Origin of the sequence: Streptococcus sp. HMSC061E03 (assembly GCF_001813505.1) — a bacterium.
In the GTDB taxonomy this organism is placed as follows: Bacteria; Bacillota; Bacilli; order Lactobacillales; family Streptococcaceae; genus Streptococcus.
Genome location: NZ_KV812784.1, coordinates 416,940 through 433,303, shown reverse-complemented (window position 1 = coordinate 433,303; position 16,364 = coordinate 416,940). Strand labels below are relative to the sequence as shown.

The window sequence follows — 16,364 nt, the reverse complement described above, 5'->3', positions numbered from 1 at the left end:
TCCTTAACTCATTTTTGTTAATATTTCTTTTGGGGTCTTGCGCCAGATCATGCTGGTAGTTATACCGAGCGACAGAAGGATCAAGCACAAGAGGCTAGCATAGGCGATTCCTAAGGAAAGGCCTTGAGGGATTTGGTTGAGCAAGTCTAGGGTCTGCTGTTGACCAGTCTGTCCGACAAACTGCTCTAAGAAACGATGGCTGACCATCCGCCCGATGAGAAAGGCTGGGATCACCGCTAGTAAGGATACCAGCACCACTTCCAAGAGGAACTGTCCAAAGATCCGTCCCTTGCTCTTCCCAATGGATAAGAGCACCCCGATTTCGTGAATCCGCTCCCGTGTCCAGAGACTCAGTAAGAGAGAAAGGGCACCTGCTCCCGTCACCAGGAGGACGATCATCATGATTCGTACCAGGCCTTCTAGGGTCTGAGAGGATTCTTTCATCTGGTCAAAGGCCTTGCGATCTTCGATCACGCGTAGAGACTGCCAATCCAGATCCAAGCTTTTGACTTGCTTCAAGAGGGCATCGATTTTCTCAGAATCTTTGACCCCAAAGGTGACCTGGGTCACTTCTTGCTGACTGAGACCTAGGAGCTTGGTCGCATCCTCATAAGGGAGGTAGACTTGGTTTTCACTCAAATCAGAGGTCATTCCTGTGAATTTTTCCTGTTTCTTACCTGAAAAGATCCCTACGATTTTAAAGGTTTGCTCTTTGGCAGGAGTCTCTCCCATCTGAAAGCTGGATAAGGTCAAGGAATCTCCGACCTTTAGCTTGTTCTTCTTAGCCAACTCTTGGTGGATCAAGATCTGGCCGCGAGCCTTTTCGGATAAGTGCTTGCCTTGCACCAGTTGGAAACTGCCACTGCGGAAATCCAGGTGCTGGTCTGTCTTCTGGGTAAAGACAGCGCCTAGCGCTTGCTTGGCTTCCTGACCCAAATCGTCTCGCTCCACCGACTGCTGTCCCGTCACCGCTTCTTTTCCAAGAATGCGAACGGGACTTTCATATTGGGGAACCATGGCTCCCACCCCAGAAAGCTCTTTCACCTTTTCAGCCTCCTTCAGAGCAAAGGGCCTATCCCCCTGCTTACTGGTCAGAGCAAAACTGGTCCCAGCCGATTGCTTGATGTGGTCCTCTAACCTTCCTCCCACTTGCATCAGTGAAAAACAGAAATACAAGCAAGAGAGGATTAAGAGCAGAATCAGAAAGAGGACCAGATTCCTCGTTCTTTTTCGAGAAATATAGGCGATTGCCTGTTGTAAGAGCATGATCTCACCCTCCATTTCAAGGTCCACGGCAATGCAATGTGGACGCTTTCATCATTTGTTATAGTTATTATAGAAAAGAAATGTGAAATGTTTATGAAATAGAAAAAGTTTCCTAGATTTTCTAGAAAACTTCGGATTGAGAAAAAGTCACCAGAGAAACTTTCCTTAGGTGAGGACGGACGTCAGCGAACTTCTTCGAAGTTCCATGACTTAGTTTTGGACCTAAAGTTCCAAAACTCCCGAGTGCTAGAAACAATTATGTTTCTAGCACTTTTCTCACAGCAGAAAGTTTCAGCATATGTTTGAATAAGGTTAAAAGCCGATATCATTTATTCTTTTCAACATCACTTAGTTTTTTTGCAAAAAAAGCTGTGTTACTCTCTATAGTTTTCTAAAAATCTAGGAAACTTTATTCGATTTATATAATATTCTGTATAACATACGTCCCACTTGCTTGACCTTATTTTTCAAAGATTTCTCCTTCTTGGATCCTTGAAAAGATCTGATCGGTCAGTCGAACATTCAAGAAGCTCCAAAGAGCAAAACCACCAAAGGTAAAGAGATAAATAGCTGTCAGTAACCGTTCAGGACTACTAAGACTGATATAAACTACTGCTAGATTGAAGAAGACAAGAAAGATGGTTTGAATAGGATTTAAGAGAGCAATGAGGAAGCTATTCAAACAGACCTTTCTTGTAGGATCTTCAAAGAGACCGATATAAGGGAAGATCAAGGTCATCCCTCCACATAAAAGGACGATAAAAGGGAGCAAGATCCAAATCCCATACTCGCTTAAGAAGGCCGTATTTGAAAAAAGACAGTAATCCAGATAAAGTAGTACTGATAAGCCTAGACAAGTCAGCCAAATCATCGTCGCTTGCTTGAAATTAGCGCGAAAGAGACGGAAAAAATGAAAGACAAGATCCGTATCTTCCCCTTTCAACAAGCGGTGCCACATGGTTGCTAAAGCCGTAAGCGATGCACCGATCGTGAAAATCGGAAGGCAGCAAACGATAAACAAGGTGTTCAAGATAATGATGTCTGTCAACCGAGTCAAGGTCTTGACCAAGCGTCCATCCAATGAAAATAATTTTTGCATCTTCTTCTCCTTGTTCTTCATCCCAATTTCTGCTACTTCCTCTAAGGAAGCACTCAGGGGCGTAGAGCCCCTGAGTTATTTACTTGAATCCATTTAGACCCCTATTACTTCACTTCTTTTTGGTAACGATCATAGGCATCCTGTTGAATCTTCATAAAGTCATCAATGCCCATCTTCTTCAAGGTTGCTTTGTAATCATCCCATTCTTTTTCGACTCCCCCTTCGACTACCCATTTAGAAGCTTGTTGGGTAACATAAGAGTTGATATCTACATAAATAGAGGACAATTTGTTCAATTCTTCTTGAGAGTAGATGACATTTGGATATGCTGGCAAAGCATATTGTTTCAATTCTTTGTCCATCTTCAATTTGAGACCATCACCTTGTGTTTGGTCGATGTCGACATGACTATTGATATCATCTGACACATATTTTGGTCCAAAGTCACGAAGGGAATTGATCCAAGCCCATTCATCGGCTGATTTACCATCTTTTGGAGCCAAGACCTTGTACTTGTCACCATCTTTTTCAGTTGCAATGCCAAAGGAACCATAGAAGTTTTGGATGCTGGCATCATCCGTGTAGAATTTATCCAACCATTTGAGCAATTTTGCAGGGTCCTTGCACTTATTCGTGATCAAGATTTCATTGCGTCCATAGTTCAAATGATCTGGGTCAGAAATGACATATTGTTTGCCATCAGGGCCTTTCAATGCTGGAAGAGGAGCATATTCGCTGGCATGTTGGCCAAAGGTTGCATCTGCTATCCAACCACTTGATACACCGACACGCGCCACTCCCTTGTCCATCCGTTTGGCAACAGACATAGAGGTATCTTCTGTAAAGAGTTCAGGGTCGATCAAGCCTTTCTTGTAGGCTTCATGCATAGCCGCTATCCCTTGTTTATAACTTTCTTCCGTCCGGAGGTAGACCGGTTTGCCATCTTTGACGGACATTTCATAGGTATTATCTCCACCCAGACGGTTGTTGAATGGCAAGATATAAGAGAAAGTCGGATCAAAGTTACCAGAACCAAATGGAATTTCATCATTGACATCCCCATTGCCATTGGCATCCTTATCCTTGAAGGCTTGTAAAACAGTCACCAATTCATCATAGGTTTCTGGCATCTTCAAGCCAAGGTTATCCAACCATTTCTTATTAATAAAGAGCTGGTTGCCGACGATTGGCCGCATCGGCAATTTCTTAGGCAGGCTGTAAATATGACCATCTGGGTTGGTCACCATAGCTTTTAATTTCGGTTCTTTTTCAAAGGCCTTGTTCAAGTTTGGCATATTATCCTTGATCAAGTCTTCCAATGGAATGAACATGTTTTGGTTCTGAGCGATTTCAGAATCCGTGAAGGCATTGGATCCCAAGAATGCGTCTGGTAAATCTCCACTGGCTACAAGGACAGATTTCTTATCCGACCAGTCTGCAGCCACCATGGTATCCCATTTGATCTTGATACCTGATTCCTTGGCTGAATCATCTAGAAAACCTTTGTGATAGTCTTCCCCCCAATCCGACCAACGAACGGTCGTGATCTTGAAGGTATTTCCATCATTCTTGTCATTGCTTGATTTATTTGTGGAAGCTCCACAAGCCGTCAAGCCAGCTAAAGCAGCTGCTCCAAGGAGCAGATAGGCAAATTTCCTGTTTTTCATGATCTTCTCCTATTCTTTCAAGGCACCTATCATGACACCTTGATTAAAGTATTTTTGGACGAATGGATACAGCATCATAATCGGTGCTGTTGATATAACGATGGCTGCATATTTCATCATATCAGCCTTAATACGGAGGTCAGAAGCTACCTCCCCTGTTGCTTGCGATTGCAACATTTGATTACTAATTAAGAGACGGCGCAGAATCAGTTGCAGGGGTTGAAGATTTTCATTGGTCAAATAAATCAGAGCATTGAACCAAGAATTCCAGATCCCTACTGCTGTCCAAAGTCCAATAACAGCAATAATAGCCTTGGACAAAGGGAGCACGATCTTTCTGAAGTAATAAATGGTTCCGCAACCATCGATCTGAGCGGCTTCCCACATTCCTTCTGGAATACTATTGTTAAAGAAAGTTCGAGCTACAACAATATTGTAAGGAGATACTGCAAACGGTACGACCATTACCCAGAAGGTGTCGACCAATCCCAATTGTTTCACTGTCAAATAAATGGGAATCAAGCCCCCAGAGACAAACATGGGAACGATAAAGAAGACACTGACCCATTTCTTAGCAAAGAGGTCCTTTCGCGACAAGGCGTAACCAGCCGGGATATTAATGACCAGGGCAACGATGGTCCCCACAACTGTGTAAAGGATGGTGTTGAGATAGCTCTTTAGAAACAATGGTTGCTCAATCAAGCGTTGATAGCCGTCTAGTCGCCATTCCCTCGGGATAAACCAAACCTTACCAGTTGCCACATCAGACGGATTACTGAAGGAGGCAATAATGACAAACCACAAAGGGTAGACAATCAAGAGAATCAAGCAAATCGCTAGACCATAGATAAAAATATCAAAGAGGATTTCTGACTTGGTCTTTCTCGCATGTTGAAACAATTTCACAATTTCTCCTCCTTTCTAGAACAATCCCGTCTTGGTATAGCGTTTCGCAAACCAGTTGACCGACAATAAGATGATCAAGTTGACCAAGGTATTAAAGAGACCGATCGCTGTCGAATAACTATATTGGAAATTAATCATCCCCACTTTGTAGACATAGGTCGAAATGATTTCACTTCCTGCCAGATTAAGTGGATTTTGCAAGAGCAAGACCTTTTCAAAACCAACACTGAGTAGGCTTCCTGCTCTGAGAATCAAGAGAATCATCGCCGTTGGTAACAGTAAGGGTAAGTCAATATGACGGATTTTTTGCAATCGACTCGCCCCGTCCATGGTCGCTGCTTCATAAAAGGTTGGATCAATGGCTGATAAAGCGGCTAGATAGATGATACTATCCCAACCGATATGTTGCCAGACATCGCTCCAGACATAGACACCTGCAAAGCTACCCGGTTTGGATAAGAGGGCAGGCATCTTTAAGCCGACCAATTTGAGGACATTGGCTAACAGTCCACTACTTGGAGAGAGAAAAAGAATAATCATCCCACACATGACCATGGTCGAGATAAAATGAGGCAAATAAGTTGTTACTTGAAAGATTTTTTTGAACTTGCCCACACGAATCTGGTTGCAAATGATGGCTAGAACAATCGGCAAGGGAAAACCAACCAGAATACTGTAAATAGAAATTTTCAAGGTATTCTTCATGGTTGTTGCAAATTGGAAGGATGAGAAGAACTGGTTAAAATACTTGAGACCAGCCCAAGGACTTCCAAATATCCCAGTAGCGGGAGAGTAATCTTTAAAAGCGATGACTAGACCCGCCATAGGGATATAGGCAAATAAAATCAATAAAATAATCGATGGCAGGAGCAGCACATATAAAGGAATATTTTTCTTAAATTTGCTCTGCTTCGCATTTACTTCGCTTTTCATAAGGCCCTCCTTTTCTTTCTCCTCTATTTTATAGGAATCCTTTCCATCTTTATAGAACTTTTTCGTGCATCTTCATTCACTTTTCCGTTTTCTCCACACAAAAACATGCACTTTCCCGATTTTTTTTACTTTAATATCGGTTTTGTTCATGAATCCGTTTTCAAATAGTGCTATAATATATGTGAGGTGCTCATTATGAAAGCTATTCACAGAAGTACACGAGATCACTCGATTCAATTTTTTTCGCGCCTACTCTTTCTCCTCTTAGTTGTCAATACCTTGATCAACCTTTTGATTGGTGGGATTAGCCGAAATTTTATTAAACACCAAAATATGCTCCATTTAGAGGACTCGATTCATATCTATGCGGATTCCTTAAATACAGAGCTTCACTCCGTTGAGCGTTTTATGTACAGTACCATTAGTCACAACGACTATTTGACAGAGCTCAATACTCCGCTTGATTTCACAAATTTTCATGAAAATCTAAAAAAACTGCGGATTGATTTCACGGAGTTTCAGTACCAGATGGATAGCCCCATTACCTTTTTCATAGAGACAAAAGATATCCCACATTTTTTCAACGCTTCCAGTCTTCAACTGCCCTACCTGGACTATGTACAATTGAAAGATCATCTTAAAACCTATGACAAAGAAACAGACAAGACCCGTCAAAAATGGCAACGAATCAGTCTGAACCAGCATGATTATCTCTTGAAATCCCTTCATTACAAGGGCAAGGCTATCTATGCCATCATTTCTACCCAGGATATTTTAAGACCCTTGCAAAAGCTCAATATTGGAAAAAAAGGGCGCTTATCCATCGAACGCCCCAATCAGATCCATGCTACAGATTCCGTTATTCAAGCCGGTAGCAATCAAACCCACCTGCCTTTTGATCTGTATGTGACGGTCGATTACGGGGACGTTTTCCGTACAAATATCGTACTTGAAACCCTTCTCTCCTTTGTCCCTTTGATCATCGCCGTTCTCTCTACCATTCTGATCCTTTATATTCGTCAACGGATGATCCAACCGATGAAACGACTCACCCAACGCCTTTCTCAGCTAGACGCTGCTTCCACCAAGCTAGATGTGATCGAAGACCAAGGGATCTTAGAGATCGATCAGGCCAATCACAAGCTCAATCAGGTCCTGATCCATATGAAAGACCTTCAAATTCGAGCCTACCACGCGCAACTCAACCTCAAAAAAGTCGAACTCAATTACCTCAAAAATCAAGTTCGACCCCATTTTTACCTCAACATGCTTTCCATGATTCACAGCATGCTGCAGACCAAGGACTATAAGGAAATCGAGGAGTTGACCAAGGTAACTTCCAACTACTTGCGTCACCTCTTTCAAGCTAACCAAGATTTCAATCGCTTAGTAGATGAAATCCAACATATCCGAAATTACCTAGAAATCCAAAAAATCCGCTATGGGGACAGCATCCACTTTGACCTGGACTGGGATCCTCATCTGAAAGATGCGGCTATTCCCCCTCTGCTTTTACAAACCTTTGTGGAAAATGCCATCAAACACGGCTTTTCTTTCCAAGATTCCTTTCACATTCAGCTTTCCATTCATGAAGAAGCAAACCAACATCTTGCCATTTCTCTTCAGGATAATGGTCCTGGTTTTAGCTCCGCTATCTTACAAGATCTAGAAGAGAAAAAATCCTTAGTCACTGAAGATGGCCACCACATTGGTTTGACCAATGCACGGGAGCGACTAGATCTCCTCTATCCAGATCACTACACGCTTCAATTTTCAAATGGATCCCAAGGAGGTGCCCGCATCCAACTGAGCCTTCCTTATGAACCCTACAAAGGAGACACACATGAATATCCTACTCGTTGACGATGATCGTTTTATCATTAAAGCCCTACAGGAAACCATCCATTGGGAAGCCTTGGGCATTGAGCAGGTATATACTGCCTCCAGTCTGAGCCAAGCCCAAGCCATCATTCAAAGTCACCCGATTGCCCTCATGATCAGTGATATCGAGATGCCACAAGGCAGTGGGCTAGATCTCCTAGCCTGGGTCCGGTCAGAAAAATATGACATTCAAACGATCTTCCTTACCAATTATGCTGATTTCAATTATGCCCAAAAAGCCATTGAACTCCAAAGTTTTGAATACTACCTCAAACCGATTGACCCCGACCGCTTAGAATTTATCATTCAAAAAGCCCTCAATAAGATCAAGCGCCACAAGAGTGCGACCCAATTAGCCCAGCAAGGGCAAAAAGAAGCTGAATTTTGGCATGACTACTTGCGAAAACCGCGTCCATCTCAAGCAGAACAGCTCCTTCAAGAAGTGACAAAACGGGGTTATAGTCCCAAACCACATGAAGGCTACCTCTTGGTCCTCATCACTCTCCACTTAGTTGAAGAAGACTTTCACCCCAGTGTCCCTTCTTGGCGCTTGCAACTCCGCCATTGTATCAAGGATCTCTCCCTAGATTTCCCTGTCCACTACTGCGCCCTCAGTAAAATCGAAAGCCAGACCGATCGCTACCTCTGCCTCTTCAAAAAGAATCAGACTACAGAGTGTGCAGACTTCCTAAAGGCTATCCAGCAGAAGATCCAGCAAGACTTAGACCGATCCTCTATCCTTCTCTATTCAGACGCCATTTCCCTTGAGACGCTCTTGATAAAGGCTCTGCAACTTTGCCAATACAGTGAAGAACAAGTCTTCCATTGGAACAGTATCCACTCCTATACTTCTTTGGATGCACAACCTCAAAAGCCCGCTCATCGGACATCGCTCACTTTTACAAATCAGCTAGAGGCGGAACAGCTCCTCCAAATCATCCATAGCTTAGAGAATCAAGATCGCATCCCGCTCTCAGCTCTGAGTGAACTCCAGCTAGACTGGACCCAGCAAATTGGGATTTATCTGGACAAGAACGGCATTCTCGCCCACAAGTTATTTCAAAACAAACACCATCAATTTCTCTTCGAACGACGTTTTCATGCCATCGAAGCTTTTGAAGCCTATATTGGGGATTACTGGAGCTCTGCTCGCCATTATGTGATCGATCTAGAACACCAATCCAATCTCATCCAGCGGATCACTGACTACATCGATCACCATTACAAGGAGGATATCAGTCGCACCAAGCTGGCAGAAATGGTTTTTCTTAGTCCAGATCATCTAGCGCGTGTGTTTAAGCGCGACACCGGCGAAACCTTGGTGAAATACATCACCGATAAACGGATGGCCGCCGCAAAAGAGATGCTATCGCAAAGCGATACCCCCATTTACCAAGTCGCCCTCCAGGTGGGCTATGACAACTACTCCTACTTTACAAAGGCTTTTAAACAAAAGGTCGGCCTCTCCCCAGGAGATTACCGCAAACAATGCCAAGAAGCCTTTTAAAACAAGAAAAAACCTTTGAAAAAGGATTTCTTTTCAAAGGTTTTATTTTCTTTTCTTTCTGATTTCTTTTTCAATGGCACTAGCAATCTTCTCCACCATATAGGCCGTCTGGAGATTGCGCAAGATCAAGAGGGCCCAAAAGCATGCAAAGAGCATTTGACCCGCCATGGTCGCTTCATTGAAAAAGTATGTCTCCATAGCAGTAAAGACTGCTATCACTGCAAATTGTTTTCTATTCATAAAATTATTTTACCATGATTCAGTAAAAAATTCATGTATTAATCGTCTTGCAGGGTGATTTTATCGGATAAAAAGTGAAATTCCTCAGGGATGACACTTTCCTCTTCTTCCACCACTTCCGCTTTTTGCCCACGCGCCTTAGCCGAAAACTCTGCCCGAATTTGAGTCCATTCTTCCATCGAAACCGCTAAAATCTCTGGCGAGAAGCCAGCAGCATTGCTGAGGATATTTCCAAACATGGTATTGAGGTTGTCCCGCTTCATGGTCTGTTCAGCATTAAAGGCAGACTCAAAGGCTAAAATAGCGTGATTTTCATTGGCAGCGACCGGCTGGGATCCGATTAAGAGGGCTTTATCCGCACCTGCCAAGCTCTCGATGATTTCCCCCCAAGCGTTCTGAAGACGGATCAAGTTGGTTCGTGCCAACTCTGGGTTTTCAACCGCCTCTTGTAAAATGGCATTGACCTTGTTTCGATCTGCACGGTAGCCCTTGCTCGACTTGGTTGGACGAGCTACTGCTGGTTTTGAAGCAGGAAGACTGCTACCTGATTGCGCTAACTGTTGCTTGAGTTGAGCGACTTCCTTCTTCAAATCTTCCAGCTGAGCTAGCAGATTGGAAGGAACCTCCACAGTAGCTGAGTTAGAAACTTGGCCTGTGCTTTCAGCCAATTTAATGGTCATCATTTCAGTGTAGATGCGCGGTTGCAGACTATTTTTGATATCCGCTAGACTGGTCGTCGCCTGGTCAATCAGGGCAAAAAGACGGGCTTGATCGGCTTCAAGATTAACGGCAAACAAGTCACTATTGTGGGTATTTTCTCCACCTGTCTGGACAATCAAAAGATCCCGCAAGTATTGAAGTAAGTCCGTGACGAAACGGGCCATATTCTTGCCATTATCAAAGATAATCGCCAGCTGATCCAGCGCCGCTGTCGCATCATGAGCCAGGATGGCAGCTACGTACTGATCAAGCGCAGCTAGGCTGATAGAGCCGGTAATCTCTTCAGCGATCGCTGTCGTCAACTCACTACCCGCAGTCAGACTCAGGGCTTGGTCCAAAATGGACAAGGCATCCCGCATCCCACCTTCAGCGCGCCGGGCGATGATCTGGACAGCATCTGCTTCATAGGCAATCCCTTCAGTAGCTAGGATATTTTCCAAATGCTGGACAATATCTGGCAGTTTGATGGATTTGAATTCAAAGCGTTGCACCCGTGACAGAATGGTCGCAGGAATCTTGTGTAACTCCGTTGTTGCAAGGATAAATACTACATTTTCCGTTGGCTCTTCCAGCGTCTTCAACAAGGCATTAAAGGCCCCTGTCGAGAGCATGTGGACCTCATCGATAATGTAGACCTTGTGCTTGGCTAGACTCGGAGCATAAGTGGATTTGTCGCGAATATCCCGAATCTCATCCACCCCATTGTTGGAGGCCGCATCGATTTCAATGACATCTTCTAGGCTCCCATTGGTAATGGATTCACAGATATAGCAGTCGTTACAAGGCTCCCCATTGACTTGATTAGGACAGTTCATAGCCTTAGCAAAGATCTTGGCCACACTGGTTTTTCCAGTACCACGAGGACCAGAAAAGAGATAGGCATGGCTGATCTTCTCCTGCTCGACAGCCTGTCTCAATGTCCGTGCCACTACTTGCTGGCCGACCAATTGGCCAAAGGTCTGGCTACGGTATTTCCGATATAAAGCTTGATACATTAGTTCTTAACCCCAAACATCTTAAAGTCCCAGTTTGTCTTTTCGATCAAGAGAGCGACAAACTTTTCTAAATACTCCTGATCCAGCTGATCATAGTCAGAGACACACTCCGAATCCAGGTCTAAAACCCCAAGGAGCTGGCCGTCCTTGACCATAGGCACCACAATCTCACTCATGGCTCGACTATCACAGGAAATATAGTTGGCATGTTGGCGGACATCATCGACAATCATGGTTTCTTGCTTCTGGGCCGCTTCTCCACAAACACCCTTTCCGAGAGCGATATGGACACAAGAAACACCTCCCTGAAAAGGTCCCAAGATCAATTCCGATTGGTCATACAAATAAAAACCTGCAAAGACCGAACGAGGCAGGGCTTGATTTAAGAGAGCACTGGCATTGGACAGATTAGCCAAGGCATTGGTTTCTCCCATTAAGAGAGCATCTAATTGAGCCAGCAAGAGCTGGTATTGTGATTCTTTTTCCGAATGTTTCATACCTTCCATTATACCAAATCTTTGCCCAAAAATTAAGCTTCAAACAGCGAAAAAAAAGAGAGTGGGACAGAAATCGGTCATTCGTTAGAATTCGATTTCGTCGTTCCACCTCCGCACAGTTGAGTAGGCCTGTATAAGCTGATGAAATCAGCGTATTAGAGCCCACTCAACAACTGCGTCTTGCTCGACAATCCAAAAACAATTGAGAGGCTAGGACTTTTGTCCCAGCCTCTGGAATATAGATAAACTAATTTTTAGTAAAATAACTTAAGCGATTCTGTAAAGAGATAAAACCGAGGTCTCATTAATTTAAATTGATCAAGAATATACTAAACTTTCCGCTGTGAGAAAAGTGCCTGAAGCTTAACTGCTTCAGGCACACGGAATTATTGAGAGTAAAACAGTTTGGGAAACTGTTTTAGCCTGAGCCCAGAAATTGAAGAGCGAAGGGGCTCAATATGAATTGAACACGGGCTGCGGATTGTGTCAAAAAGATAAGTCCTCCTAGAATCGAAAGATTCTGCGTCAAACTTCCTATTTTGACTTTATCCGCAGACGCCCTTTGTATCTTGATTTAGTCATGGAACTTCTTCGAAGAAGTTCGCTGACGTCCGCACTCACCTAAGGAAAGTTTTTTATGATACCTTTATCTATTCATGTCGCCGATTGAAGTGAAAGACTTCAAAATATTGAATGGCACGGTAGATTAAAAAGATCGTCAAGATGATGGACACCAGCCAGATGGTCTCTAATCCATAAAACTGAATCAAATAGGTCGAAAAAATGGCCCCAAAGACGAAACTCCCGATCAAGCAGGTCATAAAGATAGCTTCCCAAAGGAATTTCTTCTCCTTTTCTCTGACAAAATTCCCATAAGCCACCATGGTTTTCTTGAGATTTCCCGTCATGAAGGAATGATTATAGGCGTAGCCATCCACTTCTCCAAAAGAGGTCGCTACGATTCCCAAACTCAGGCCAAAAAAAGGCACGATGAAGACATTTTTTACCGATGCTGGCAAAAATCCCGTCACCAAGGTTGTGAGAATAAAGGGTACCAAGGTACTGAGGCGCCAGACTGAATTGTCAATCAAGCGACGCAAAACCGTCATCAAAAAGATTCCCAACATAAAGGCCAGCATGGTCGCTAACTTTACTTCCACATCTGAGATCTGCTGGCCAATCAAACCAACCGATAGAAAGACGACATTTCCCGTCTGGCCTGCCGCCAAGGTCCCACCCCGACAAATAAAAGTATAAGCATCTGAAAAACCAGCACACATGGTCAATAAACAAGCGAACGCCTTGGTCCGCGAATGAAACTCCCTTTTCATTTCCACTCTCCCTAAGAAAAAGAGGGAGTGGTATAGAATGTTAAAAACCATTTCTCGTACCACCCCCGCAACATTGATTGAGAACTCTTTCGAGCTTTTAGGCGAATGACGAGTCTCACCAACTACTGCGACATTCCGTAATTCCAACTATTGTTATTGGATTGGAGATCGATTTCCCTCTTTCTCCCTATTTTTATTTTCCCTCACGCGCTTCGTTGAGGATTTTTTCAATCTTGGTTGTGATCAAGTCAATCGCAACTGTGTTGGTCACGCCCTCAGGAATGATCACATCCGCATAACGCTTGGTTGGCTCGATGAACTGGTGATACATCGGTTTTACTACACCAAGGTATTGCTCAATGACACTATCAAGACTCCGGCCACGCTCCTCCATATCGCGCTTGATCCGGCGAATGATCCGTACATCATCATCCGTATCAACAAAAATCTTGATGTCCATCAGGTCCCGAAGACGCTTGTCTTCAAGAACTAAGATTCCTTCCACGATGAAAACATCTTGTGGTTCCTGACGATAGGTCTTGCTGCTGCGTGTATGCTCTGCATAGTCATAGGTTGGGATATCTACCGGACGACCCTCCAAGAGTTCATTGATCTGCGCAATCATCAAGTCCGTATCAAAGGCAAAAGGATGGTCATAGTTGGTCTTGATCCGCTCCTCAAAGGTCAAATGACTCTGGTCCTTGTAATAGGAATCATGCTCAATCATGGCAATCTTTTCATTCGGGAAATTGGCCAAAATGGCACGAGACACACTGGTCTTTCCACCACCAGAACCACCAGTAACACCAATAATAATAGGTCTATTTTGCATTTTCTACTCCATTACCTGTAGTCGCCTGAGAAACAATAGACATCTCAGACACATCTTATCCATTTTACCATATTTTTGTCTAGACATGAATAGTTTTTCAGTAAGAAGTTTGGAAACAAAAAGGACCTTGCGGTCCTTTGATTATTTCACTTTTTCTAATTTTGCGGCAAATTCATTACCACCACGTAAGACGAGTATATTTTTTCCACCGTTGACAGGTACGAAACAATAATTTGAATTAGCTTGTATATAGACTTCCTTAGCGCTCTTCACTTGATAGCCTTGTGATTTCACCGCTTCCTGAATTACTTCAAATGTGTGTTTGATCTCTTCTTTAGAAGTCGTGTCTCCATCATACTTTTCTGAATCAGCTAGAGAATAGAATGCGTAAGCCTTGCTATCGTAATACTTATCACTAATAATTCCGTGATCTGAAATCTGAACAGTTGTATTATCTCCTTCTGTCACATTCTTCCACTTTCCAACCATGGCCTTTGGTGTTTCAACCTTGTGATAGACCAAATTTTCTTCAAAGTTTCCTTCGTATGATTTATAAGTTTTCAAGTCAAATAAATCATTTCTTAAAATAATATTGCTTCCGTCTTTTTGGAGCAAATTATAGCGTGTGTTCCCACCAGATTTAATAACAACTATTTCTGTCGTTTTCAGGTTAAATTTCTTATCGACATCCGCAAGTGAATGCAAGTCCTTTGCATTTAACAAAGAAAGTGCTGTATTAAATTCTTTTTTCGCTTCATTGCCCTTGAGAACCTTTTTGATGGTCTCATCACCATTAACTCTTTGTTTCTTTCCATTTAATTCATAGGTGACCGGACTTGAATCCGTATTTCGCAACCAAACACCATCTACACTTGGTCCACCTGAAAAGAAAAAGAACCAAGCAAAGGAAATCACTGCGACAAGTCCCGCAACTGCGGCCCCAATTTGGGGTTGTTTATTGAAAGAAAATGTCAATTTTTTCGGTCTTGGAACAGGTTGTAAGGTTTTCGCCGATGGCTGCGGTTGGACAAAAGCTTTCTGCTCTTGTGAAAGAGGTGCGCTAGGTGCAACAGGTGCTTCCTGAGCAGGAGCCTGTGCTTTAGTTGCTGGAGCTGGTGCTTCTTTTCGCTCTACGACAAACTCCCCTTTTTCACGCGCTTCTTGAAATTCTTGCATACTTGGCTTGCGACCATTGACCGCTTCAAAGTATTCAACCCAATCTTTTTGATTCATAACATCCCCCTTATTGATTTATCCTAAAAACTAACCATATTATACCACAAATCCATGGTTAATTTTTTTATTTTCAGAAAAATATCTGAAAAAGTCCAAGCGATTTTCCACTTGGACTTTCTTTATTATTTCAAAACTTTTTGTGTTTTCGCGTAGTTGGCTTCTACAGCTTCTTTTTCAGCCTTCCACCAATCTTGGTTTTCTGTGTACCACTTGATGGTGTCTTCCAAACCTGCTTCGAAGTTTGTGAATTGTGGTTCCCAACCCAATTCTTCACGCAATTTGGTTGAATCGATGGCGTAACGCAAATCGTGACCAGCACGGTCTGTTACACGATCGTAGGCGTCTTTTGGTTGACCCATTTTTTCAAGGATCAATTCAAGCACTTCCTTGTTGTTCTTTTCACCGTCAGCACCGATCAAGTAAGTTTCACCGATACGGCCTTTAGTAAGAATCGCCCAAACACCAGTTGAGTGGTCGTTGGTGTGGATCCAGTCACGGACGTTCTTCCCTTCACCGTAAAGTTTTGGCTTGATGCCAGACAAGATGTTGGTGATTTGACGTGGGATGAATTTTTCAATGTGTTGGTATGGACCGTAGTTGTTTGAACAGTTAGAAATCGTTGCTTTAACACCAAATGAACGAACCCAAGCTTTCACAATCAAGTCAGAAGCAGCCTTGGTTGATGAATAAGGTGATGATGGGTTGTATTTGGTTTCAGCAGTGAATTTTTCACCAGGACCTTCCCCATGTCCAGGAAGATCTTCACGCAATGGAAGGTCTCCATACACTTCGTCTGTTGACACGTGGTGGAAACGAATGTCGTATTTACGAGCAGCTTCCAAGAGTGTATAAGTTCCAACAAAGTTTGTGTAGATAAATGGAGATGGGTCCTTGAGGGAGTTGTCATTGTGGCTTTCAGCCGCATAGTGAACAATAGCATCAGCCTTGGCAGCCAATTTGTCAACTAATTCAGCATCAGCGATGTCTCCCACCACCAACTCGACACGATCTCCAAGGATTTCTTCGATATTGGCACGGTTACCAGCGTAAGTGAGTTTGTCAAGGACAGTCACATGTACGTCTGGATGGTTGTTGTAGACATAGTGTACGAAGTTTGAACCGATGAAACCAGCTCCACCGGTTACGATGATATGTTTATATTCTGACATTTTTTCTCCAAATAATTTTTAGTTTTGATTGTTCCTTAAATCAATCTTTTTTTAGCTTTCCTTAGGTGAGTACGGACGTCAGCGA

Annotated in this window: 14 protein-coding genes; 2 read left to right on the top strand and 12 right to left on the bottom strand. The window is 43.2% G+C overall.

The genetic code is table 11. The features are described 5' to 3' along the window. Positions 1-3 precede the first annotated feature (3 nt). The 5 genes from HMPREF2917_RS02275 to HMPREF2917_RS02255 all read right to left on the bottom strand — a co-directional run bounded on the left by HMPREF2917_RS02275 (position 4) and on the right by HMPREF2917_RS02255 (position 5,871). Complete coding sequence (locus tag HMPREF2917_RS02275; RefSeq protein WP_070588879.1) at positions 4-1,266, bottom strand: ABC transporter permease; 1,263 nt, start codon at positions 1,264-1,266, stop codon at positions 4-6. A gap of 460 nt (positions 1,267-1,726) precedes the next feature. Beyond that, positions 1,727-2,365: a YesL family protein gene (locus tag HMPREF2917_RS02270; protein WP_070588878.1), complete on the bottom strand. Its 639-nt coding sequence runs from the start codon at positions 2,363-2,365 to the stop codon at positions 1,727-1,729. 104 nt (positions 2,366-2,469) lie between these two features. After that, complete coding sequence (locus HMPREF2917_RS02265) at positions 2,470-4,032, bottom strand: type 2 periplasmic-binding domain-containing protein (protein WP_070588877.1); 1,563 nt, start codon at positions 4,030-4,032, stop codon at positions 2,470-2,472. A 9-nt stretch (positions 4,033-4,041) separates the two neighbouring features. Beyond that, positions 4,042-4,938 carry a carbohydrate ABC transporter permease gene (locus tag HMPREF2917_RS02260; RefSeq protein ID WP_023918477.1) on the bottom strand — a complete coding sequence of 299 codons (897 nt, stop codon included), beginning with the start codon at positions 4,936-4,938 and terminating at the stop codon, positions 4,042-4,044. A gap of 15 nt (positions 4,939-4,953) precedes the next feature. Further along, positions 4,954-5,871 carry an ABC transporter permease gene (locus HMPREF2917_RS02255; protein WP_021153492.1) on the bottom strand — a complete coding sequence of 306 codons (918 nt, stop codon included), beginning with the start codon at positions 5,869-5,871 and terminating at the stop codon, positions 4,954-4,956. A 195-nt stretch (positions 5,872-6,066) separates the two neighbouring features. Between HMPREF2917_RS02255 and HMPREF2917_RS02250 the strand changes: the two genes are divergently transcribed. Beyond that, complete coding sequence (locus HMPREF2917_RS02250) at positions 6,067-7,734, top strand: sensor histidine kinase (protein ID WP_070588876.1); 1,668 nt, start codon at positions 6,067-6,069, stop codon at positions 7,732-7,734. Next, positions 7,715-9,259 carry a helix-turn-helix domain-containing protein gene (locus HMPREF2917_RS02245; RefSeq protein ID WP_070588875.1) on the top strand — a complete coding sequence of 515 codons (1,545 nt, stop codon included), beginning with the start codon at positions 7,715-7,717 and terminating at the stop codon, positions 9,257-9,259. Before HMPREF2917_RS02250 ends, HMPREF2917_RS02245 begins: the two co-directional genes overlap by 20 nt. Positions 9,260-9,301: 42 nt before the next feature. On the opposite strand, the gene HMPREF2917_RS02240 is transcribed toward HMPREF2917_RS02245, so the two are convergent. From HMPREF2917_RS02240 to rfbB, 7 genes are all read right to left on the bottom strand, one after another. Beyond that, positions 9,302-9,499, bottom strand: a complete 198-nt coding sequence (locus HMPREF2917_RS02240) for a DUF3272 family protein (protein WP_003002577.1) — start codon at positions 9,497-9,499, stop codon at positions 9,302-9,304. Positions 9,500-9,537: 38 nt separating this feature from the next. Continuing rightward, the gene (gene dnaX / locus HMPREF2917_RS02235; RefSeq protein ID WP_070588874.1) at positions 9,538-11,214 is read right to left on the bottom strand and encodes a DNA polymerase III subunit gamma/tau; all 1,677 of its coding nucleotides are present in this window, start codon (positions 11,212-11,214) and stop codon (positions 9,538-9,540) included. Further along, the gene (locus tag HMPREF2917_RS02230) at positions 11,214-11,711 is read right to left on the bottom strand and encodes a GAF domain-containing protein (RefSeq protein ID WP_070588873.1); all 498 of its coding nucleotides are present in this window, start codon (positions 11,709-11,711) and stop codon (positions 11,214-11,216) included. The genes dnaX and HMPREF2917_RS02230 overlap by 1 nt, the downstream gene beginning before the upstream one ends. Positions 11,712-12,361: 650 nt before the next feature. Then, a complete protein-coding gene (locus HMPREF2917_RS02225) occupies positions 12,362-13,042 on the bottom strand; it encodes a YoaK family protein (protein ID WP_070588872.1) in 681 nt (226 codons plus the stop codon). A 193-nt stretch (positions 13,043-13,235) separates the two neighbouring features. Continuing rightward, complete coding sequence (gene udk / locus HMPREF2917_RS02220) at positions 13,236-13,874, bottom strand: uridine kinase (protein ID WP_003002524.1); 639 nt, start codon at positions 13,872-13,874, stop codon at positions 13,236-13,238. A gap of 141 nt (positions 13,875-14,015) precedes the next feature. Further along, positions 14,016-15,107: a hypothetical protein gene (locus HMPREF2917_RS02215; protein ID WP_070588871.1), complete on the bottom strand. Its 1,092-nt coding sequence runs from the start codon at positions 15,105-15,107 to the stop codon at positions 14,016-14,018. A 125-nt stretch (positions 15,108-15,232) separates the two neighbouring features. Continuing rightward, positions 15,233-16,279 (bottom strand): dTDP-glucose 4,6-dehydratase, encoded by a 1,047-nt coding sequence (rfbB, locus tag HMPREF2917_RS02210; protein ID WP_070588870.1) that lies wholly within the window; start codon positions 16,277-16,279, stop codon positions 15,233-15,235. Positions 16,280-16,364 lie beyond the last annotated feature (85 nt).